Origin of the sequence: Staphylococcus sp. GDY8P67P (assembly GCF_017892545.1) — a bacterium.
GTDB classification, from domain to species: Bacteria; Bacillota; Bacilli; order Staphylococcales; family Staphylococcaceae; genus Staphylococcus; species Staphylococcus ureilyticus.
The window spans coordinates 83,536-106,139 of the sequence record NZ_JAESLH010000008.1; the positions used below are offsets into that span (position 1 = coordinate 83,536).

The following is a 22,604-nucleotide window of genomic DNA, read 5'->3' on the forward strand; positions in this document are numbered from 1 at the left end:
TCACTCATCTCCATAGTAGTAATAATAACTTGAAGACTTATCAATTGCTGTTTTGTTCAGTATAGCTCCAAGCAATTTCCCACCAGCTTTATTAATTAAATCTTTCGCCTTTTTCACTTCATTTTTATTATTCTTTTCTGCATCAATTACAAGCGCACAATTTTGAATAGTTTGAGCATAAATTTGTGCATCCGTAACTGTATTTACGGGTGGCGTATCAACAACAATAAAATCATATTCATTTAATAATTCATTGTATATTTCATTAAATTGAGCAGAAGCTATTAATTCAGATGGGTTCGGTGGTGTAGGCCCTGCTGTTAATATTGATAAATTCTCCACTTTGGTTTCTTTTATCGATTCTGCATACGTAGCTTTATTGATAATTAAATTTGACAGTCCACTGTTATTAGGTAAGTCAAAGATATAATGTTGCGTTGGTTTCCTCATATCCCCATCAATAATCAGTGTTTTATAACCTGCTTGTGCATAAGTCACTGCAATATTCGCTGAAACAGTGCTTTTACCTGACTTTGGTTTTTCTGAAGTGATTAGCAGACTTTGTATTTCTTTTTCTGCACTAGAAAACATAATATTTGAACGTACCCCTCTAAATTTTTCGCTGACTGTAGACTTCGGTTTGTCATGAACGTACAAAGGTGAAATAGTTCTTTTTTTCTTTGCCATAATTACAATAACTCCTTAGTTAAATTTTTGTATGGAACCCAATACTGGTATTTCCAATTCATTTTCAACATCTGTTTCTGACTTAATACGCTTATCGAATATTTCTTTAATAAAAATTATTATTAATGCTATTATCAATCCAATAACTATGCCCATAACTAAATTTATCATTGTTTTTGGCGCCACTTGTTTTGTAGTATCATCCGCAGTAGAGAGAATAGATACATTATCCACATTCATGATATCAGGTACTTCATCACTAAATACTTCTGCTAATTTATTTGCAACTTTTTCTGAGTCTTTACCGCTTTTACTTACCACATCAATATTTAATAATTGTGATTCAGCTTGATTCGTAACCGTTAACATGCTCGATAATTCTGAAGCAGAATATTTTCGATTTAATTCCTTTGATACTTTATCCAATATACGAGGACTCTTTACAATTTCTGAATATGTATTGACAAGTTGAATATTGCTTTGCACTTCTTGTGCCATCATTTGCGAATCGCTTTCTTTTTGATTCACTAATACTTGTGTAGTTGCTTGATATTCTTCATCTAAGAAAAACAAAGTAACGATTGCACTTATTAGTAAACAAACAAGTGGTAAAATAATTAGTAGTTTTAAATTATTTTTTAATATTCTTAAAATTTTGGTTAAATCCAATGTACTTTCCATATAAGCCTCCATTTTTCCATTTTAACTCATTATATATAACTTTTATTATGCTTTTCAACACCTTTTCAAAATTATTCTTAAATGTATACGAATTTATTGTTAAAATTAACCTTCTTTTACAATTAATTTAATAATTTTTAATATTAATTACGTTTTTAAATACTTCTACATTAAAACGAAATATAATGTAATACTCTATACATTTAAATATTATTTATTACATAAAAAACTACCGACAAAGTGAATAGTTTGTCGGTAGTCTGTGTAATTTAGTAAAAACTATGCGATTTCTATCTGGAAACGACGAACGACTGTGCCATCATCTAAAGTTGAAGATTCTATTTCTTCACCACCATTGTGTAAGATGACAGCTGCAGAGGCTTCATTATCTTTTTCACAAGTAATCAGCGCTTCTTGTACGCCAATACGTGATAAGTAGTCTAATGACTTTTTCAAAATTTTATTCCCAAAGCCCTTGTCTCGGTAGCTCTTACGAACACCGTAGCCAACATGGCCGCCAATGATTTTTAATTTTTCATTCAAATGATGGCGAATATTGGCAGCGCCAATAATCTTATCATCATCAATTAAAAACAATGTCGTATTATCTACTGTCTCATCATTAGATTTGTTATCTGCTAATTCATGTACAATTTCTTCAAAATTATTGTATTTGGTAATATTCGTAATCTCAGGCACTACCTTTTCATCGTGATCTATCCATTCTTTCATATAATCACAATATAATGTTTCGTCAGCCATTGTTAACTCTCTAAATTCAACCATGTTGACACTCCTTCCTTTTAGTTGCTATCCCATTGGTTCGTCATGTGTATTGAGATAATACACGTAGTTGTCAGTCCATTGTCCATGTTCGAAAATAAATCCTTTTCGAATACATTCAAATGCAAAGCCTAATTTTTCAATTAACTGAATAGAAGGTTGATTATCCAAATTGATGTGTGCTTCTATTCTATGAAACTTTAAAGTCTCTTTCGTTTGTTTCACAAGTTCTGATAAAGCTTCATAAGCATAGCCTTGATGCCAGTATTGATTATGGATAAAATAACCGATTTCTGCCCATTGAAATTGATCGCGGCTTAAATTTTTAATGTTAAGCATACCAAGATGACGTCCAGTTTTATCAAAGATGCCAAATATATACAAATCATCATCTTTAATCGCTTGTTGATGCTTTAAGACCATTGCCGCAAACCATGGTTCCGTGGCATCTGACATGTCGACTTGGCCTTTATCATGCTTGTATTGCGCAGGATAACGATTAACAAATCCTGACAACCATGACTCATAATCATTTTCTTCTAACGGTCTAATAATAAGCCGTTGTGTAGTGAAATGCAACCCTAAATTATTTTTCATTGAAAAACCCCTTAACATAAGGCGTCAGCAACCAAAACTATAACATCATTTGGCATAAAATCAACCTTTTAATTTATTAAAAATATGAACTGCTTCTAAGGACGATTTTCACTCGTCATGAAGGTCATTCAAAATCATCGTGAGTATATCATTTTGTGTCATCATTTCAGTAATCAATTTCTCATTTTTTACATTTAGTGTATCTTTTTCAACAAACTAGCTTGCAAGTTTTTGTGCACTGAAATCCGTATATGTTTTTGAGTGATGTCTTCTCACGGTTTCTGCATAAGGTAAGTCGAAATAATAAATATAGCTTTTAATATGCGCACTTGAAATAATGCTCTGTAACATATTACCATATTTTTCTTTGTTGAAAATACCCTCTACAATAACATATTTGCAATGTGCTATGCCAAATAGTGTAATGTATTTTATTAGCTCAATTGATAAATTGCCTGGTCTATCTGAGATGTTTAACATATGGCGTCTTATTTCATCTTGACCCACGCGCATGACACCATTCCCCAACATGCTTTGTAAGTTACGGGCAATAGTCGTTTTGCCACTACCAGAGTTACCTCTTAATAATATTAGTTTTGTCATTGTATCACCCTATCCTCTAGATAAATTGTGATTTATGTATATACTTTCATAAGTGTTAAACTTATACCCTATCAAAGTGATTAAAATCAAAAAAGCTAGACCCTTTATATCCATACAAATAGGATATAAGCAGTCTAGCATTTTGTTGCTTCATTTATTTTTTATTCATTCGTTTTATAAATTGGAGTTAGCGTTAAATTGTGCCTAGTTCTTTACCTACTTTTTCATATGCCGCTAATGCTTGATCAAGCATTTCTTTTGTATGTGCAGCTGTAGGCATATTACGAACACGGCCCGTACCTTTAGGCACTGTTGGAAAGACGATGGATTTTACATAGATACCTTCATCTTTTAAGCGACTACTAAATGCTTGTGTTTCTTTTTCGTCACCTATGATTACTGGTGTAATTGGTGATTCAGAATTACCAATGTCAAAACCTAATTTTTTCAATCCGTCTTTTAAGTAATTACCATTTTCCCAAAGTTTATCGTGTAATTCTGTTGATGCCATTAATTTCTTAACAGCTTCAGTGATGGCTTTTGTATCACCAGGCGCTAGTGATGTTGAGAATAAGAATGGTCTTGATTGTGCTTTCAACCAATCGATCAATGATTGTGTACCAGCTACATAACCACCGACAACACCAATCGCTTTAGATAATGTACCGATTTGGAAGTCAATTTTATCTTGAAGGCCAAAATGTTTCACTGTACCTGCACCATTGCCCATGACACCAGAGCCATGTGCGTCATCAACATATGTGATTAAACCGAATTCTTCTGCAATTTCTACGATTTCTGGTAATTTAGCAACATCGCCATCCATACTAAATACACCGTCAGTAATATACATTACTTTATTATATTGTCCAGATTCAACAGCTTCTTTCGCTTTAGCGCGTAAATCGTCCATATCTGAATGGTTGACGCGTATAATTTTCGCTTTAGATAAACGACATCCATCAATAATTGATGCGTGGTTTAATTCATCTGATAGGATAGCATCATTTTTATTCATCACAGCTGAAATGGCTGCCATATTACAATTAAAACCTGATTGGTATGCAATCGCTGCTTCTGTACCTTTAAACTTCGCAAGTGTTTCTTCCAATTCGTCATGAAGGTCTAATGTACCGTTAATAGATCTTACTGCACCTGCACCTACGCCATGAGTGTCTATGGCATCTTTGGCAGCTTGTTTTAAATCTTCATCTGTTGCAAGTCCTAAATAGTTATTTGAAGACAAATTAACATAGTTTTTCCCGTTTATTTTAATCTCTGGTCCATTTGCACCTTCAATTGTATCAATTTCATTATAAAGTCCATTATCTTTTAAATATTGAATATTTTCATCTAAAAAGCCATGTAGTGACTGTACCACTGGAAATCCCCCTTTGAGTTATCTACTATTTAATCCTATCATAACCCATTTTCTTGTATCAGGAAAGTAGAATCACACGATTTATTAAAGCGTTTTCTACAATCTAATTAAAGTCACAATAATTGTCTCTACAGTAAAGTCATTTAAAATGATATAATAGAATAATCATTTTAAGGAAGAAGGGTTGAAGTTGTTTGATTGGTTTCAACTAGCAAGAGAAAAGGAAAACAGAATGATACAAATACGTCGCTATTTGCATCAATATCCTGAATTATCATTTGAGGAGTATCATACACGTGACTACATCCTAAATCAACTCAGCCAACTATCATGCGAGGTACGGTCGCCCGTTGGAAGAAATGGTATTGTCGCAATATTTAGTGCACAAGGAGACGGTCCAACGATTGCATTACGTGCTGATTTTGATGCTTTACCTATCAATGAACTCACTGAAGTAGATTACAAGTCTAAAAATCCTGGTGCAATGCATGCATGTGGGCACGATGGTCATACTGCAATACTACTAGCCGTTGCTGAAATCATCGACGCACATAAAAGCAAATTAAATGGTGATGTCGTGCTAATTTTCCAATATGGTGAAGAAATTATGCCAGGTGGCTCACAAGAAATGATTGATGATGGCTGCTTACAAAACGTAGATAGAATATATGGAAACCATCTGTGGAGTGGCTATCCTACCGGCACAATTTATTCTCGTCCTGGTGCGATGATGGCCTCTCCAGATGAATTCAACGTAACGATTCATGGTCAAGGTGGACACGGTGCGAAGCCACACGAAACCATAGATCCTGTTGTCATTATGGCTGAATTTATCATTAGTGCGCAAAAAATTGTTTCTAGAACGATTGATCCAGTAAAACAAGCTGTTATTAGCTTCGGTATGGTACAATCTGGTTCGGCAGATAATGTCATTCCAGATACTGCATTTTGTAAAGGAACGGTGCGTACTTTTGATACAGAAGTACAAGCACATGTGATGCACAAGATGGATAAGCTATTGCAAGGGTTGGCTGTTGCGAATGATATTACTTATGATTTTGATTATATTAAAGGTTATTTGCCTGTCCACAATAATCCTAAATGCTTTGACATCGTTAAACAAGCTTCAAATGAGATGAATTTAAGATTTAACGAATCTGAATTAATGATGATTGGCGAGGACTTTTCACATTATCAAAAAGTACGTCCAGGTGCATTCTTTTTAACAGGTTGTGGTAACCCTGAAAAAGATACCACACATCCACACCATAGCCCATATTTCAATCTAGATGAAAAGGCATTAAAATATAGTGCCAGCCAGTTTTTAAAAATATTAGAGTTGGAAAATGTAATTAAGCCCTAGGCCTGAATAGCCTAGGGTCTTTTTATTTCCAAATATCTCACACTTTAAATTTCAACCTTGGTCATAATATTATTCAGTTGAAAAATAAATATTACATCAAAAATAAAAAAAGAGCCTCCAAAATGGAGACTCTTCAAATCTATATTAAAGATAAGATATCTTATTTGTAGATTTCAGTTACAACGCCTGATCCAACAGTACGTCCACCTTCACGGATAGAGAAACGTGTACCGTCTTCGATAGCGATTGGAGAAATTAGTTCAACTTCCATTTCAACATTGTCGCCAGGCATAACCATTTCAGTACCTTCTGGTAAAGTAACAACGCCTGTTACGTCAGTAGTACGGAAATAGAATTGTGGGCGGTAGTTACTGAAGAATGGAGTATGACGTCCACCTTCATCTTTAGATAAAACGTAAACTTCCGCTTTAAACTTTGTATGTGGTGTAATTGAACCAGGAGCAGCTAAAACTTGACCACGTTGGATGTCTTCACGTGCAACACCACGTAATAACGCACCAATGTTGTCACCAGCTTCAGCATAGTCTAATAATTTACGGAACATTTCTACACCAGTAACAGTTGTTTTGCTTGATTCTTCTTGCATACCGATGATTTCAACTTCTTCACCGACTTTGATTTGACCACGTTCAACACGGCCTGTAGCAACAGTACCACGACCAGTGATTGAGAATACGTCCTCAACTGGCATCATGAATGGTTTGTCAGAATCACGTTCTGGTGTTGGAATGAATTCGTCAACAGCTTGCATTAAGTCTAAGATTTTTTGCTCATAGTCAGCGTCGCCTTCAAGTGCTTTTAATGCTGAACCAGAGATTACAGGTACATCGTCACCTGGGAAGTCATATTCGCTTAATAAGTCACGAACTTCCATTTCTACTAATTCTAATAATTCTTCATCGTCAACCATGTCAACTTTGTTTAAGAATACAACTAATGCTGGAACACCAACGTTACGTGATAAAAGGATGTGTTCACGAGTTTGTGGCATTGGACCATCTGCAGCAGATACTACTAAGATAGCTCCGTCCATTTGTGCAGCACCAGTGATCATGTTTTTAACATAGTCAGCGTGTCCTGGGCAGTCAACGTGAGCATAGTGACGTTTGTCAGTAGTATACTCGATGTGTGCAGTATTAATTGTAATACCACGTTCTTTTTCTTCTGGAGCGTTGTCAATCATGTCGTATGATTGTGCAACAGTGTCACCATTTTTTGCTAAAACAGTTGCGATAGCAGCTGTTAAAGTAGTTTTACCATGGTCAACGTGTCCGATTGTACCAATATTGGCATGTTCTTTTGAGCGATCGAATTTTTCTTTAGCCATTATAAAATCTCTCCTATTCGTTAGAAAAATAATTGTTAAATTTATCTCTCATGACAGTTTCTCACCATCATGAGAAGATGATTAATTTAGTTTAAAAGGACCATACAGTACCTTTATAATGCATTTTCCCTAAAAAATCAATTAATAAAACTGTAAGCCATATAATTATGCTTTACATGTATTGTACAGACTGTCACTGCACAATACAAGTCTAATTATTCAGCTGTTTTATTACCACTGTTTTTCTTAATTATATCTTCAGAAATTGATTTTGGAACTTCTGCATAGTGATCGAAGTACATTGTGTATGTTCCACGACCTTGTGTATTAGAACGTAATGAAGTTGCATAACCGAACATTTCTGAAAGTGGTACAAAGGCATTTACAACTTGTGCATTACCACGAGGTTCCATACCATCAACACGTCCACGACGAGATGTTACATCACCCATAATGTCACCCATGTATTCTTCAGGCATTTCAATTGTAACTTTCATCATTGGTTCTAAGATAACTGGTTCACATTTTTTAGCTGCTTCTTTAAGCGCTAATGATGCAGCGATTTTGAAGGCCATTTCTGATGAATCGACATCATGGTATGAACCATCAAATAATTTTGCTTTAACATCAATTAATGGATAACCAGCTAATACACCGTTTTCCATAGCATCTTTAAGTCCTGCTTCAACTGATGGAATGTATTCACGAGGAACTACACCACCAACGATAGCGTTTTCGAATTCGAAACCGCCGCCTGTTTCGTTCGGTTCAAATTCAATTTTAACGTCACCGTATTGTCCACGACCACCAGATTGACGCGCGAATTTACCTTGAACTTGTGCTGATTGCTTAAATGTTTCACGGTATGAAACCATTGGCGCACCAACATTACATTCAACGTTAAATTCTTTTTTCATACGGTCAACTAAGATGTCTAAGTGAAGCTCACCCATACCACCGATGATAACTTGTCCAGTTTCTTCGTCAGTGTGTGCATGGAATGTTGGGTCTTCTTCTTGTAATTTAACTAAAGCTGTAGTCATTTTGTCTTGGTCAGCTTTAGATTTTGGTTCAACTGATAAGTGAATAACAGGTTCTGGGAAGTCCATTGATTCCAAGATAATGTCATTTTTCTCACCACATAAAGTATCACCAGTACCAGTTTCTTTTAGACCTACCGCAGCAGCGATATCTCCTGAGTAAACTGTGTTAAGCTCTTGACGAGAGTTAGCGTGCATTTGTAGTAAACGACCTACACGTTCACGTTTATTCTTCGTAGAGTTTTTAACATAAGAACCAGAAGTTAATGTACCTGAGTACACACGGAAGAATGTTAACTTACCAACATAAGGGTCAGTCATTACTTTGAACGCTAGTGCAGCGAACTCAGCATTGTCATCCGCTTTTGCGATAACTTCTTCTTCTGGATCATCAGCACGGTGACCGATAATTGGTTTAACATCTAATGGTGAAGGTAAATAATCAATTACTGCGTTAAGCATTAATTGAACACCTTTGTTTTTGAAGGCAGTACCAACAAGAACTGGGTAGAATTCAATATTATTAGTTGCTTGACGAATAGCGTCTTTTAATTCAGCTACAGTAATTTCTTCGTCACCAAGATATTTTTCCATTAATTCATCACTTGTTTCAGCTACTGCTTCAATAAGTGTTGCACGAGCTTCTTCAGCTCTTTCTTTTTGATCTTCAGGAATTTCAATTTCTTCAATTTCAGTTCCTAAGTCATTGTTGTATTTGAAACATTTCATTTCAACTAAGTCGATGATTGCTTCAAATTCATCTTCCGCACCAATTGGTAATTGGATTGGTTGTGCATTCGCTTGTAGGCGATCATGAATTGTGCTTACAGCATATTCAAAGTTCGCACCTAGTTTATCCATTTTGTTTACGAATACAATACGAGGAACGCCGTAAGTTGTTGCTTGACGCCAAACTGTTTCAGTTTGAGGTTCAACACCTGATTGCGCATCAAGTACTGTAACCGCACCATCAAGTACACGTAATGAACGTTCAACTTCAACAGTGAAGTCTACGTGTCCAGGTGTATCGATGATGTTTACACGGTGATCATCCCATGAAGCTGTTGTTGCAGCTGATGTGATTGTAATACCGCGGTCTTGCTCCTGTTCCATCCAGTCCATTTGTGAAGCTCCTTCATGAGTTTCACCAATTTTATGGATACGTCCAGTATAGTAAAGAATACGTTCAGTCGTAGTTGTTTTACCAGCATCGATGTGAGCCATGATACCGATATTACGAGTTCTTTCTAAACTAAAATCTCTAGCCATGTATTTTTCTCCTTCCAGTATAACTGCGAATAAATACTATAAATATGGCGATGCCCTAAGCATGCACCTAGATAGTAAACTATCAATGTGGAACATGCTCAGGGAAAAACCTACTATCCTACCAACGATAGTGAGCGAAGGCTTTGTTAGCTTCAGCCATTTTATGAACGTCTTCACGTTTCTTAACTGCACCACCAGTGTTGTTTGCAGCGTCTAAAATTTCGTTAGCTAAACGTTCTTCCATCGTTTTTTCACCACGAAGACGTGAATAGTTAACTAACCAACGAAGGCCTAAAGTAGTACGACGTTCTGGACGAACTTCTACAGGTACTTGATAGTTAGAGCCACCTACACGACGTGCTTTAACTTCTAATACTGGCATAATGTTGTCGATAGCTTCTTCGAAAACTTCGATAGCTTCACGACCACTGCGTTCTTGAACTAATTCAAATGCAGAATAAAGAATTTTTTGAGCTGTTCCACGTTTACCATCTAACATAATTTTGTTAATTAATTTAGTAACTAATTTTGAGTTATGAATTGGATCTGGTAATACGTCTCTTTTTGGTACTGATCCTTTACGAGGCATAATATAAATCCTCCCTTCCTAATTATAATATATTTTCATGCTTTATAACGAAAATTTACGCAATCTTAAACTTATTTTTTAGGTTTTTTAGTTCCGTATAATGAACGACCTTGTCTACGACCGTCAACACCTGAAGTATCAAGTGCACCACGTACGATGTGGTAACGCACACCAGGTAAGTCTTTTACACGTCCACCACGTACAAGTACAACACTGTGTTCTTGTAAGTTGTGTCCGATACCAGGGATATACGCGTTAATTTCGATGTTGTTAGACAAACGCACACGAGCATATTTACGTAACGCAGAGTTAGGTTTTTTAGGTGTCATAGTACCTACACGTGTACAAACACCACGTTTTTGCGGTGAGTTTAAGCTAGTGTACTTTTTCTTTTTACTGTTGTAGTTTCTGTTCAATGCTGGTGAATCATAGTTTTTTGATTTGCTTTGTCTTGGTTTACGTACTAATTGGTTAATAGTTGGCATGAAATATGTCCTCCTCTCTTCTTTTATAATCCCACACATCCAGGTGGTTCATTTTAAAGGTAAATAAAATTTAGTAAGAAAAATCTTACTAATCTCATTTCAATAATGCAACAACAGTCGCATTAACGTTTATACCTACATACTTTCCTAAAGCTTGTTTGCTTTCGAAAAATGAGATAGATATGTTTTTGTGATTGATTTGACTTAACACGCGAGTCATTAGATGAACTTCAACGTCTTCAGCGATAATCAATGATGTCACTTGATCTTTATTCAAAGCTTTTAGCGTCTGTTTAAGACCAATAACATAGTGTTGTTTGTTAAAGCGTGCAACTTTTTCATTAGACATCTAAATATCCTCCAAAGTTCTGCTTGCATCAACCTTAATAATAATAACATCAAAATTACTGCGTAGTCAACTTTAATTAACATTTTTTGCAGAAAATATATAAAAAAATAAAAGAGCGAAATAAAGATCAAATGTTACCATCTCATCTTTTATTTCGCCCAAAGTAAAATGGTCAGTCACTTAAGACATAGACACGTGTTGCAGTCCTACAACTTCAACACATGTCTATATGTTTATACAAGCTCAAATGAATGCTAAACCATTTCATATTTTAAAAGCAATACTAGATTTCAGTTGGTTGAATCTCTTCAACAACTTCTTCTGGTGTCGCTTTATCATACTGTACATCACTGTAACGTCTCATACCTGTACCAGCTGGGATGAGCTTACCGATAATAACGTTCTCTTTAAGTCCAAGTAAGTTATCACGTTTACCTTTGATAGCAGCATCTGTAAGTACACGTGTTGTTTCTTGGAATGAAGCTGCTGATAAGAAGCTTTCAGTTTCAAGAGAAGCTTTTGTTATACCTAATAATACAGGTTTAGATGTTGCTGGACGTTTACGTTCTTTGAATGCTTCACGGTTCGCATCTGTAAAGTTATGAATATCTACAAGTGCACCTGGAAGTAATTTCGTATCTCCAGCTTCAATGATACGTACTTTACGTAACATTTGTCTTACCATAACTTCAACGTGTTTATCATCAATTTCAACACCTTGCATACGGTAAACTTTTTGAACTTCTTTTAATAAATAACTTTCTGTTGCATTCAAGCCAGATATAGATAAGAAGTTCTTAGGTTCAATTGAACCTTCTGTGAGTGCTTCACCACGTTCAACACTTTGGCCAACTTCAACTTTTAATCTTGAAGTACCTGAAGCTAGGTAAGATTTCGTTTCATTTGCGCCTTTGATGACGATTTCTTGTTGACGATCTTTGGCAACGCTAATGTCATCTACGACACCTTCAATTTCAGTCACGACTGCTTGACCTTTAGGGTTACGCGCCTCGAAAATCTCTTGGATACGAGGAAGACCTTGCGTGATATCACTACCTGCTACACCACCTGTGTGGAATGTACGCATTGTAAGCTGTGTACCTGGTTCACCGATGGATTGGGCAGCAATTGTACCAACTGCTTCACCAACTTCAACTTTTTCACCAGTAGCAAGGTTTTTACCATAACATTTTTCACATACACCATGACGTGTATTACATGTGAATGCTGAACGGATATACATTTCTTCTATACCAGCGTCTGTGATTTTCTTAGCAATTTCTGCTGTTACTAACTCATCTGGACGAACGATGACTTCATCTGTTTCTGGATGGCGAATCGTTTCTTTAGAATAACGACCTTCAATACGTTCGCTGAATGGTTCAATCATTTCAGTACCTTCTTTAATATCAGATACAAGTAAACCACGATCCGTACCACAGTCTTCTTCACGAACGATAACATCTTGTGCCACATCAACAAGACGACGAGTAAGATAACCAGAGTCCGCTGTTTTAAGTGCTGTATCGGCAAGACCTTTACGTGCACCATGTGTAGAGATAAAGTATTCTAACACTGTTAAACCTTCACGGAATGATGAAGTGATTGGTAATTCAATAATCTTACCGGATGGTGCAGCCATAAGTCCACGCATACCTGCTAACTGTGTAAAGTTAGATGCGTTACCACGAGCACCAGAGTCACTCATCATAAAGATTGGGTTTGTTTTTTCAAGTGATCCCATTAATTCGTTTTGAATTTGGTCTTTGGCATCAGTCCAAATTTCAACAACTGCATTATAACGTTCAAATTCTGTAATTAAACCACGGTTGAATTGTTTTTGTACTTTTTCAACTAGTTTTTCATGTTCATCTAAAATTTGTTGCTTATCTGGTAAAACCACAATGTCAGATACACCAACAGTGATACCAGCTTTAGAAGAGAATTTGAATCCTAAGTCTTTCATTCTATCTAACATCATAGATGTATCTGTGATGCTGAATCGATTAAAGACTTCTGCAATGATATTTCCTAAGAAATTCTTGTTGAATGGTTCGATGAGTGGTTGTTCATCAAAATATGCTTTTAATCCACCCTCACCTAATTCTGTCGCAGAAACAAAGTATTTGTCTGGCGTACTGTTTTCAAGGTTATATTTTGTTGGTTCGTTAATATATGCAAATGAATCAGGAATGATTTCATTAAAGATTACTTTACCAACAGATGTTGTTAAGATTTTGTGATTTTGCGCTTCTGTAAATGTTGGGTTATTAAATGAACTTGCATGCACACCTATACGTGTGTGTAAATGTACATAACCATTCGCATAAGCTTTCAACACTTCGTTTGTATCATTATAAATTGTACCAGTATTTACTGCATCTTTACGTTCTAAAGTAAGGTAATAGTTACCTAATACCATATCTTGTGATGGTGTAACAACAGGTTTACCATCTTTAGGGTTTAAGATGTTTTGTGCTGCAAGCATAAGCATGCGTGCTTCTGCTTGTGCTTCTTTAGATAATGGTACGTGAACAGCCATTTGGTCACCATCAAAGTCAGCGTTATAAGCTGTAGTTGCAAGTGGATGTAGACGAATCGCACGACCTTCTACAAGTGTAGGTTCAAATGCTTGGATACCTAATCTATGCAGCGTTGGTGCACGGTTTAAAAGAACTGGATGTTCTTTAATTACGTCTTCTAGTACATCCCATACTTCATCATCCATACGTTCAATCTTGCTTTTCGCATTTTTAATGTTTGTCGCAATTTCACGTTGAACTAATTCTTTCATGATGAAAGGTTTAAACAACTCTAAAGCCATTTCTTTAGGTAAGCCACATTGATACATCTTCAAGCTTGGTCCAACAGCGATAACGGAACGGCCTGAATAGTCAACACGTTTACCTAATAAGTTTTGACGGAAACGACCTTGTTTACCTTTAAGCATATGTGACAATGATTTTAATGGACGGTTACCTGGTCCAGTTACTGGACGACCACGGCGACCATTATCGATAAGTGCATCAACTGCTTCTTGTAGCATACGTTTTTCGTTTTGTACGATGATGCCAGGAGCACCTAAATCTAATAAACGTTTTAAACGGTTGTTACGGTTGATGACACGGCGATATAAATCATTTAAATCACTTGTTGCAAAACGTCCACCGTCTAATTGAACCATTGGTCTGATTTCTGGTGGAATTATTGGAAGTACATCCAATACCATCCAAGCTGGATTATTACCAGAATGTCTGAATGATTCAACTACTTCTAATCGTTTAATCGCACGTGTAAGTCTTTGTCCTGTTGCAGACTCTAACTCATCGCGCAATTCTTTTAATTCTGTATCCAAATCAATTTCATCTAATAATTCTTTGATACCTTCAGCACCCATTTTAGCTGTAAATTGACCAGGGAATTTATCATAGTACTCTCTGAATTCTGCTTCAGATAGTAATGTCTTTTTCTCTAATCCAGTTGGGCCAGGATTTACAACAACATAAGAAGCAAAATAAATGACTTCTTCTAATGCTCTTGGTGACATATCTAATAATAGTCCCATGCGGCTTGGAATACCTTTGAAGTACCAAATATGTGAAACTGGCGCAGCTAATTCAATGTGTCCCATTCTTTCACGGCGCACTTTAGATTTAGTTACTTCTACTCCACATCTATCACAAACCATACCTTTATAGCGTACACGTTTGTATTTACCACAACTACATTCCCAGTCTTTTGTAGGTCCGAAAATTCTCTCACAGAATAGACCATCTTTTTCTGGTTTTAAAGTACGATAGTTAATTGTTTCTGGCTTTTTAACCTCACCAAAAGACCATGAACGGATTTTTTCAGGTGAAGCAAGTCCTATTTTCATATAATGGAAATTATTTACATCAATCAAGGAGCCTACCTCCTTCAATTTAGATTAGCTGTGCAAATTGATTGATTGCTCTTTATCAATAATAGATAAGGCCATAATGAGGCAAGTACGACGACTTTACCCCAAAATGGTATATCTTTTTATAAACTTAAATGCGATCTGTATTAGTCAGTAATTTCTTTTTGTGATTGTGGCGCTTCTTTTTGTTGAAGGTCCACTTTACGTTCTACTGCATCTTCATCTTCGTTATCTTGCATGTCGATTTCATTGTCATGCTCATCCATAATCTTAACATCTAATCCTAAACTTTGAAGTTCTTTCATCAATACTCTGAATGATTCAGGAACACCAGGTTTAGTAATGTTTTCACCTTTAACAATAGATTCATAAGTTTTTACACGACCTACTGTATCATCAGATTTATAAGTTAAGATTTCTTGAAGTGTGTATGCAGCACCGTAAGCTTCAAGTGCCCATACTTCCATCTCACCGAAACGTTGTCCACCGAATTGTGCTTTACCACCTAATGGTTGTTGCGTAACAAGTGAGTATGGTCCAGTTGAACGTGCGTGTAATTTATCGTCAACCATGTGTGCAAGTTTCAACATATACATAACGCCGACTGAGATTCTGTTATCGAATGGTTCACCCGTACGTCCATCGTATAATACTGTCTTACCGTCACGTGCCATACCAGCTTCTTCAATCGTTGACCATACATCTTCATCACTCGCACCATCAAATACTGGTGAAGCAACATGAATACCTAAGTTTTTAGCAGCCATACCTAAATGTAACTCTAATACTTGTCCGATATTCATACGTGATGGAACACCCAATGGGTTCAACATGATGTCGATTGGTGTACCGTCTGGTAAGTAAGGCATATCTTCTTCAGGAACTAACTTAGAGATAACACCTTTGTTACCGTGACGACCACACATTTTGTCACCAACATGTATTTTACGTTTTTGAACGATATAAACACGTACTAATTGGTTTACACCTGGAGATAATGTGTCATCTCCTTCTTCACGGTTGAAGACTTTAACGTCTAGAACAATACCGCCTGCACCATGAGGTACACGTAATGATGTATCGCGTACTTCACGTGCTTTTTCACCGAATATCGCATGTAATAAGCGTTCTTCTGCTGTTAATTCTGTTACACCTTTAGGCGTTACTTTACCTACTAAAATGTCTCCGTCATTAACTTCAGCACCTACGTATACAATACCACGGTCATCTAAGTTTTTAAGCGCACTATCTGAAACGTTAGGAATATCACGTGTAATTTCTTCAGGTCCTAGTTTTGTATCACGTGCTTCTGATTCATATTCTTCAATATGGATAGAAGTATATACGTCATCTTTTACTAAGCGTTCGCTCATAATTACAGCATCTTCATAGTTGTAACCGTCCCATGTCATGAAACCGACAACTACGTTTCTACCTAACGCCATTTCACCAAGTTCCATTGAAGGACCATCGGCTAAAATTTCACCTTTCGTTACGACATCACCTGTAGCAACGATTGGTCTTTGGTTATAACAAGTACCTGTGTTTGAGCGTTTGAATTTAGCTAACGGATAGCGATCGATTTCGCCTTCGTATTCTTGTCCATCTTCTTCGATAAGTTGACGTACAAGAATTTCATTAGATTCAACGTGTTCAACACGGCCTTTATGTTTAGCGACAATTGCAGCACCAGAGTCACGAGCTGCTACGTGTTCCATACCAGTACCTACGAAAGGTGATTCTGGATTCATCAATGGTACTGCTTGACGTTGCATGTTTGCACCCATTAATGCACGGTTAGAGTCATCGTTTTCTAAGAATGGAATACATGCTGTTGCTGCAGAAACAACTTGTTTAGGAGATACATCCATGTAATCCATTTTTTCTTTGGCCATAACTGTGTTATTACCACGGAAACGACAAACAACTTCATCGTCTAAGAAACGACCATTTTCATCTAGTTTAGAATTCGCTTGTGCTACTACATAGCTATCTTCTTCATCAGCTGTTAAATAATCGATTTGATCTGTGATACTATTCGTCTCAAGATCTACTTTACGATATGGTGTTTCAATGAAACCAAATTCATTTACACGTGCATAACTTGATAATGAGTTGATCAAACCAATGTTTGGTCCCTCTGGTGTTTCGATTGGACACATACGGCCATAGTGAGAGTAGTGAACGTCACGCACTTCCATTTGAGCACGTTCACGTGTTAAACCACCAGGTCCTAATGCTGATAGACGACGTTTATGTGTCAATTCTGCTAATGGATTGGCTTGGTCCATGAATTGTGACAATTGAGAACTACCAAAGAATTCTTTAATTGACGCAATAACTGGACGGATATTAATTAATTGTTGTGGCGTAATTGAATCTGTGTCTTGAATAGACATTCTTTCACGTACCACACGTTCCATTCTTGATAAACCAATACGGAATTGGTTTTGTAGTAACTCACCTACTGAACGTAGACGACGATTACCTAAATGGTCAATATCATCTGTGAATCCAATACCACTTAATAAATTAAAGAAATATGACATTGATGCGATGATGTCAGCTGGTGTAATACATTTCACTTCTGAATCAGGGAATGCATTACCAATAACTGTTGTTGTGCGGCCTTCTTCATCATTAGGAACATATACTTTAATAGATTGAATTTCTACTGGTTCATCAATCACAGTACCTTCAAGTTCAAAAACTTCACTGTTCGCATTAGATTCTAATACATCCATGATTTCATCTAAATTACGACGATCTAGGACAGTACCTTCTTCAGCTACAATTTCACCTGTTTCAGCATTAACAATTGGTTCTGCTAATTTTTGATTGAATAAACGGTGTTTTAAATGAAGTTTTTTATTCGCTTTATAACGACCTACGCTCGCTAAATCATAACGTTTCGGATCGAAGAAACGTGAGTATAGTAAGCTTTTCGCATTTTCTACTGTCGGAGGTTCACCTGGGCGTAAACGCTCATAAATTTCTAATAGTGCTTGATCAGTATTTTCAGTACCATCTTTTTCTAATGTATTACGTAAGTACTCATTGTCTCCTAAAAGATCAATGATTTCTTGATCTGTTGAGAAACCTAAAGCTCTCAATAATACTGTTAGTGGTAATTTTCTTGTTCTATCAATACGTACATAAACTACATCTTTGGCATCAGTTTCATACTCTAACCATGCGCCACGGTTAGGAATAATTGTTGCATCATAGTTTGTGCGACCATTTTTATCTAATTTTTCATTAAAGTAAACGGATGGTGAACGAACTAATTGCGATACGATTACACGCTCAGCACCATTAATCACAAATGTACCTGTATCTGTCATTAATGGGAAATCACCCATAAATACTTCTTGCTCTTTCACTTCGCCTGTTTCTTTAATGATTAGACGTACTTTTACACGTAGAGGTGCAGAATACGTCGTATCACGGTTTTTCGATTCTTCTAAATCATATTTTGATTCTCCAAGTCTGTAATCAACAAACTCTAAAGACAGATTTCCTGTGAAATCTTCAATCGGTGAAATGTCTCTAAACATTTCATATAAACCTTCTTCTAAGAACCACTCGTAAGACTTAGTTTGAATCTCAATTAAATTCGGTAATTCTAATACCTCTGAAATTCTCGCATAGTTTCTACGTTTACGATGTCTTCCATATTGGACAAATTGACCTGCCAAACAGATTCACCCCTCAAAAATTGCGTGTTTACTTTTACTAAATCAGCAAATATAATTAGACAAAAAGAAAACGGTAGCATAACTCATGACACCATTTTCTATTTCACCTTATATACTTTGTTAATTTATACGTAAAAGTACACACTTATTGAACATAATTTTTTACATTCTATTACTATATCAGAACAGTGGTTTTTAATCAACCTTTTACACTTCTTAATATATAATAGCCTTTGTGCTTTTCTAATACTTCTACATTACCAAATGTTTCTTCCATTTTTTTCTTCGCAGATGGCATACCTTGTTTCTTTTGAATCACAACATAAAGGGCACCATTCGCTTTTAATTTATGATGCGCATCAGTTAAGATGCTATGAACTACTTTTTTTCCTGCTCTAATCGGTGGATTCGTTAATACAAAATCAAAAGCATTATCCTCTACTTGCGATAACCCATCACTTTCTTTGATCTCTACATTCTCTAAATGATTTTGCGTTTTATTTTTAATCGATAAGGAAAGTGCGCGTTGATTTACATCAACCATCGTTATTTCATGGTGCGGAGACACTTTTGCAATCATCAAACCAATCGGTCCATAACCACAACCAACATCTATAATTTTTTTAGTAGGACCCGGGGGATTTTCTTTCAAAAAAGTATTGATTAATAAATCTGAACCAAAGTCTATTTTCCCTTTAGAAAATACACCTGAATCAGTAACTAATTTTAAATCATAGTTTTTGTAGGAATACGTAAAAGGAAGTTCAGCGCTTTCTACTTCAGGATTTTCATCATAGTAATGACTCATGACTACACCTCTTTTAATCTAATTCATCTTAGATTAATACTATACCCTCAACAAAACTTTGTAACAACAAACGATTCATTCAGGATAGATCAAATAAGATAAAACCCCGTTATATCGATAACGGGGTTTTCATTTCTCAAAGATTTCAGGATATCCACATTGCATTTAAGATTAGCGTATCGAAATAGCTAATGTGTTAAACTGCTTGAATAACCTTCAATATATAATTATGAACTGTTAGCCAGCTAGAATTATTTTAATTCTACTGTAGCGCCAACTTCTTCTAATGCTTCTTTAAGTTTTTCAGCTTCTTCAGTTGGTAAAGCTTCTTTGATTACTTTAGGAGCTCCGTCAACTAATTCTTTAGCATCTTTTAATCCTAAGCCAGTAGCTTCTTTAACAGCTTTAACGACTTTGATTTTAGATGATCCAGCTGATGTTAATTCAACATCAAATTCTGTTTTTTCTTCAGCAGCGTCTCCGCCACCTGCTGCACCTGCTGCTGCTACTGGAGCTGCTGCAGTTACACCAAATTCTTCTTCAATTGCTTTTACTAAGTCGTTTAATTCTAAAACTGACATTTCTTTAATTGCTTCAATGATTTGTTCTTGATTAGCCATTTTAATATTCCTCCATTAATTTTATTAGTTTTATGCGCAATTATTCAGCGCTTTCTTCGTTTTGTTCTTTATCTTCTCCAACAGCTTTAACTGCATAAGCGAAATTGCGTACTGGAGCTTGTAATACTGATAAAAGCATAGAAACAAGACCGTCGTGTGATGGTAATGTACCAACTGTGTTAACTTCTTCAGCAGAAATAACACTGCCTTCCATAACACCTACTTTAATTTCTAAAGCTTTATGTTCTTTAGCAAATCCTGCTAATACTTTTGCTGGAGCAACAACATCTTCTGTTGAAGTAGCAACTGCAGTAGGACCTACTAAGTGTTCATTTAAATCTTCTAAGCCAACTTGATCAGCAGCACGGCGAACCATTGTATTTTTCAATACTTTGAATTCAACGCCAGCTTCACGTAATTGTGAACGTAATTCAGTTACTTCTGAAACAGTTAGACCGCGGTAGTCAACGATTACAGTAGATACTGAATTCTTTAATGATTCAGCAATTACATCAACTTGTTGTTTTTTAGCTTCGATGATAGCAGACATTTAGACACCTCCATAGTTTTTTTATTTGGTGCTTTTAATCTTGATTACAACTGCTAATTACGTCAATTAACAACTTTATCTCAATAAAAAAAGCACTTTCTACCCACGGCAAAAAGTGCTTGAAAGATCTAAAAATCTTCACGTTCAAGTCAATTTTAGCCTCGGTAGGATTATTTTTAAGTTATGACTAACTCCTACTGTCTTAGGTAAAATAATACATTAACCAATATAACTGGTTAAATATAATATGTCAATATATTTTTAAAGATAAGACTGAATATATCCATCCAGTCTTATCATCATTTATATTTAAGATTAAAGTTTGAAGCTAGAAGTATCGACTTTTACGCCAGGACCCATTGTTGTTGTAACAGCAACAGATTTGAAGTAAGTACCTTTAGCTGAAGATGGTTTTGCTTTAGTTAACACATCTTGTAAAGCTTTGAAGTTTTCAACAAGTTTGTCAGTATCAAATGATACTTTACCAATAGAAGCATGTACAATACCAGCTTTTTCAGCACGATATTCTACTTTACCTGCTTTGATTTCTTCAACTGCTTTTGTAACGTCCATTGTTACAGTTCCAGTTTTAGGGTTTGGCATTAAACCTTTAGGTCCTAATACACGACCAAGTTTACCAACTTCACCCATCATATCTGGTGTAGCTACTACTACGTCAAAGTCAAACCAACCTTGTTGGATTTGTTGAACATATTCACCTTCACCAACGAAATCTGCACCTGCTGCTTCTGCTTCAGCTGCTTTGTCTCCTTTTGCGAATACCAATACACGTTGTGATTTACCTGTACCATTTGGAAGTACAACTGCACCACGGATTTGTTGATCATTTTTACGTGTATCAATTCCTAAACGGAATGCTACTTCAACTGATGCGTCAAAGTTAGCGATACTTGTTTCTTTAGCTAATTCAACTGCTTCTTCCACACTATAGTGTTTTTGGCGGTCAATTTTATTAGCTACTTCTTGAAATCTTTTACTTTTCTTAGCCATTTCATGTCCTCCTTTAGTGGTTTTAGCGGAATTTCCTCCCACATTTACTCGCATTTGCAAGTTAAGAGCAGATAACAGAGAGGTTTTAATCATATTTCATCTCAGGAAACACTTCCTAAATAAATGACAATTTCCCTCTTATTACGACAATATTGAACGCTTTGATCCTGTTTGTCATTTCTGTCATCTGCTTCATCGTCAATCTATGTTTTCGTTAATTTTTTAATATTATTGAACTGTGATACCCATACTACGTGCAGTACCTTCGATAATACGCATAGCTGCTTCTTCGTCTGCAGCGTTTAAATCTTGCATTTTTTGGTTTGCAATTTCACGTACTTGATCTTTAGTTACTGTAGCAACTTTGTTTTTGTTAGGTTCACCAGAACCTTTCTCAACGCCAGCTGCTTTTTTAAGTAGTACTGGAGCCGGTGGTGTTTTTGTAATGAATGTAAATGAACGATCTTCATAAACACTGATTTCTACCGGAATAATTAAACCTGCATCTTCTTGTGTACGTGCGTTGAATTCCTTACAGAATCCCATAATGTTCACACCTGCTTGACCTAATGCTGGACCAACTGGTGGTGCTGGGTTTGCTTTACCTGCAGGAATTTGTAATTTAACAACTTTTTCTACTTTTTTAGCCACGATGTGCACCTCCTTGATATCGTGATGTGGTCACAGGACTCAGTTTTGTCCTCCCACTCTTCTACATTTCGTGACGAAATGAACGCTCTATGAGCGCGACCACAGTATTATAACATCTACTCAAATCATAAAGCAAGAGTAAAATGGAACTTTTTTTATAGAACCCCTTATCATTTTAATGATTAGGGGT

19 protein-coding genes and 1 other annotated feature are annotated in these 22,604 nt (G+C 36.0%); of the genes, 1 reads left to right on the top strand and 18 read right to left on the bottom strand.

All coding sequences use genetic code 11. From position 1 onward, the window contains the following. The 6 genes from KA833_RS03895 to KA833_RS03920 all read right to left on the bottom strand — a co-directional run bounded on the left by KA833_RS03895 (position 1) and on the right by KA833_RS03920 (position 4,732). A complete protein-coding gene (locus KA833_RS03895) occupies positions 1-687 on the bottom strand; it encodes a polysaccharide biosynthesis tyrosine autokinase (protein WP_210127910.1) in 687 nt (228 codons plus the stop codon). A gap of 15 nt (positions 688-702) precedes the next feature. Continuing rightward, positions 703-1,368, bottom strand: coding sequence for a YveK family protein (locus KA833_RS03900; protein WP_210127908.1), 666 nt, complete (start codon positions 1,366-1,368; stop codon positions 703-705). A gap of 279 nt (positions 1,369-1,647) precedes the next feature. Further along, a complete protein-coding gene (locus tag KA833_RS03905; RefSeq protein ID WP_040029896.1) occupies positions 1,648-2,154 on the bottom strand; it encodes a GNAT family N-acetyltransferase in 507 nt (168 codons plus the stop codon). 24 nt (positions 2,155-2,178) lie between these two features. Then, a complete protein-coding gene (locus tag KA833_RS03910; protein ID WP_070039463.1) occupies positions 2,179-2,748 on the bottom strand; it encodes a GNAT family N-acetyltransferase in 570 nt (189 codons plus the stop codon). A 216-nt stretch (positions 2,749-2,964) separates the two neighbouring features. Then, the gene (locus tag KA833_RS03915) at positions 2,965-3,351 is read right to left on the bottom strand and encodes an AAA family ATPase (RefSeq protein WP_245336264.1); all 387 of its coding nucleotides are present in this window, start codon (positions 3,349-3,351) and stop codon (positions 2,965-2,967) included. A 193-nt stretch (positions 3,352-3,544) separates the two neighbouring features. Continuing rightward, a complete protein-coding gene (locus KA833_RS03920; protein WP_046207675.1) occupies positions 3,545-4,732 on the bottom strand; it encodes a glycine C-acetyltransferase in 1,188 nt (395 codons plus the stop codon). A 190-nt stretch (positions 4,733-4,922) separates the two neighbouring features. Here KA833_RS03920 and KA833_RS03925 point away from each other — a divergent pair, with 190 nt between their 5' ends. Then, on the top strand, positions 4,923-6,095 hold the full coding sequence (locus KA833_RS03925; protein ID WP_210127906.1) for a M20 family metallopeptidase: 1,173 nt from the start codon (positions 4,923-4,925) through the stop codon (positions 6,093-6,095). Positions 6,096-6,255: 160 nt separating this feature from the next. Here KA833_RS03925 and tuf read toward each other — a convergent pair whose 3' ends face one another. The 12 genes from tuf to rplK form a co-directional block, all read right to left on the bottom strand. Continuing rightward, complete coding sequence (gene tuf, locus KA833_RS03930) at positions 6,256-7,443, bottom strand: elongation factor Tu (protein ID WP_046207677.1); 1,188 nt, start codon at positions 7,441-7,443, stop codon at positions 6,256-6,258. Positions 7,444-7,658: 215 nt separating this feature from the next. Next, the gene (fusA, locus tag KA833_RS03935) at positions 7,659-9,752 is read right to left on the bottom strand and encodes an elongation factor G (protein WP_046207678.1); all 2,094 of its coding nucleotides are present in this window, start codon (positions 9,750-9,752) and stop codon (positions 7,659-7,661) included. Between the two features lie 118 nt (positions 9,753-9,870). Next, positions 9,871-10,341 carry a 30S ribosomal protein S7 gene (gene rpsG / locus KA833_RS03940; protein WP_019468564.1) on the bottom strand — a complete coding sequence of 157 codons (471 nt, stop codon included), beginning with the start codon at positions 10,339-10,341 and terminating at the stop codon, positions 9,871-9,873. A gap of 71 nt (positions 10,342-10,412) precedes the next feature. Next, positions 10,413-10,826, bottom strand: a complete 414-nt coding sequence (gene rpsL / locus KA833_RS03945; protein ID WP_019468565.1) for a 30S ribosomal protein S12 — start codon at positions 10,824-10,826, stop codon at positions 10,413-10,415. Between the two features lie 94 nt (positions 10,827-10,920). Further along, positions 10,921-11,175: a ribosomal L7Ae/L30e/S12e/Gadd45 family protein gene (locus KA833_RS03950; protein WP_064209889.1), complete on the bottom strand. Its 255-nt coding sequence runs from the start codon at positions 11,173-11,175 to the stop codon at positions 10,921-10,923. A gap of 283 nt (positions 11,176-11,458) precedes the next feature. Further along, positions 11,459-15,052 carry a DNA-directed RNA polymerase subunit beta' gene (gene rpoC, locus KA833_RS03955; RefSeq protein WP_169926877.1) on the bottom strand — a complete coding sequence of 1,198 codons (3,594 nt, stop codon included), beginning with the start codon at positions 15,050-15,052 and terminating at the stop codon, positions 11,459-11,461. A gap of 170 nt (positions 15,053-15,222) precedes the next feature. After that, positions 15,223-18,774, bottom strand: a complete 3,552-nt coding sequence (gene rpoB / locus KA833_RS03960) for a DNA-directed RNA polymerase subunit beta (protein ID WP_064209891.1) — start codon at positions 18,772-18,774, stop codon at positions 15,223-15,225. A 199-nt stretch (positions 18,775-18,973) separates the two neighbouring features. Continuing rightward, entirely contained in the window at positions 18,974-19,582 is a 609-nt protein-coding gene (locus KA833_RS03965; RefSeq protein ID WP_070657486.1) for a class I SAM-dependent methyltransferase, read from the bottom strand. A gap of 251 nt (positions 19,583-19,833) precedes the next feature. Further along, positions 19,834-20,202, bottom strand: a complete 369-nt coding sequence (rplL, locus tag KA833_RS03970) for a 50S ribosomal protein L7/L12 (RefSeq protein ID WP_046207683.1) — start codon at positions 20,200-20,202, stop codon at positions 19,834-19,836. Positions 20,203-20,242: 40 nt separating this feature from the next. Beyond that, complete coding sequence (gene rplJ, locus KA833_RS03975; protein ID WP_046207684.1) at positions 20,243-20,752, bottom strand: 50S ribosomal protein L10; 510 nt, start codon at positions 20,750-20,752, stop codon at positions 20,243-20,245. Positions 20,753-20,829: 77 nt separating this feature from the next. Next, positions 20,830-20,977: a sequence feature (ribosomal protein L10 leader region), on the bottom strand. A 90-nt stretch (positions 20,978-21,067) separates the two neighbouring features. Continuing rightward, positions 21,068-21,763: a 50S ribosomal protein L1 gene (gene rplA / locus KA833_RS03980; protein ID WP_046207685.1), complete on the bottom strand. Its 696-nt coding sequence runs from the start codon at positions 21,761-21,763 to the stop codon at positions 21,068-21,070. 228 nt (positions 21,764-21,991) lie between these two features. Next, positions 21,992-22,414 (bottom strand): 50S ribosomal protein L11, encoded by a 423-nt coding sequence (rplK, locus tag KA833_RS03985; RefSeq protein ID WP_019468573.1) that lies wholly within the window; start codon positions 22,412-22,414, stop codon positions 21,992-21,994. Between the last annotated feature and the right edge of the window lie 190 nt (positions 22,415-22,604).

Coding starts and splice junctions, on each gene's coding strand:
- KA833_RS03895 (WP_210127910.1), bottom strand. CDS start 687: ATGGCAAAGAAAAAAAGAACTATTTCACCTTTGTACGTTCATGACAAA.
- KA833_RS03900 (WP_210127908.1), bottom strand. CDS start 1,368: ATGGAAAGTACATTGGATTTAACCAAAATTTTAAGAATATTAAAAAAT.
- KA833_RS03905 (WP_040029896.1), bottom strand. CDS start 2,154: ATGGTTGAATTTAGAGAGTTAACAATGGCTGACGAAACATTATATTGT.
- KA833_RS03910 (WP_070039463.1), bottom strand. CDS start 2,748: ATGAAAAATAATTTAGGGTTGCATTTCACTACACAACGGCTTATTATT.
- KA833_RS03915 (WP_245336264.1), bottom strand. CDS start 3,351: ATGACAAAACTAATATTATTAAGAGGTAACTCTGGTAGTGGCAAAACG.
- tuf (WP_046207677.1), bottom strand. CDS start 7,443: ATGGCTAAAGAAAAATTCGATCGCTCAAAAGAACATGCCAATATTGGT.
- fusA (WP_046207678.1), bottom strand. CDS start 9,752: ATGGCTAGAGATTTTAGTTTAGAAAGAACTCGTAATATCGGTATCATG.
- rpsG (WP_019468564.1), bottom strand. CDS start 10,341: ATGCCTCGTAAAGGATCAGTACCAAAAAGAGACGTATTACCAGATCCA.
- rpsL (WP_019468565.1), bottom strand. CDS start 10,826: ATGCCAACTATTAACCAATTAGTACGTAAACCAAGACAAAGCAAATCA.
- KA833_RS03950 (WP_064209889.1), bottom strand. CDS start 11,175: ATGTCTAATGAAAAAGTTGCACGCTTTAACAAACAACACTATGTTATT.
- rpoC (WP_169926877.1), bottom strand. CDS start 15,052: ATGAAAATAGGACTTGCTTCACCTGAAAAAATCCGTTCATGGTCTTTT.
- KA833_RS03965 (WP_070657486.1), bottom strand. CDS start 19,582: ATGAGTCATTACTATGATGAAAATCCTGAAGTAGAAAGCGCTGAACTT.
- rplL (WP_046207683.1), bottom strand. CDS start 20,202: ATGGCTAATCAAGAACAAATCATTGAAGCAATTAAAGAAATGTCAGTT.
- rplJ (WP_046207684.1), bottom strand. CDS start 20,752: ATGTCTGCTATCATCGAAGCTAAAAAACAACAAGTTGATGTAATTGCT.
- rplA (WP_046207685.1), bottom strand. CDS start 21,763: ATGGCTAAGAAAAGTAAAAGATTTCAAGAAGTAGCTAATAAAATTGAC.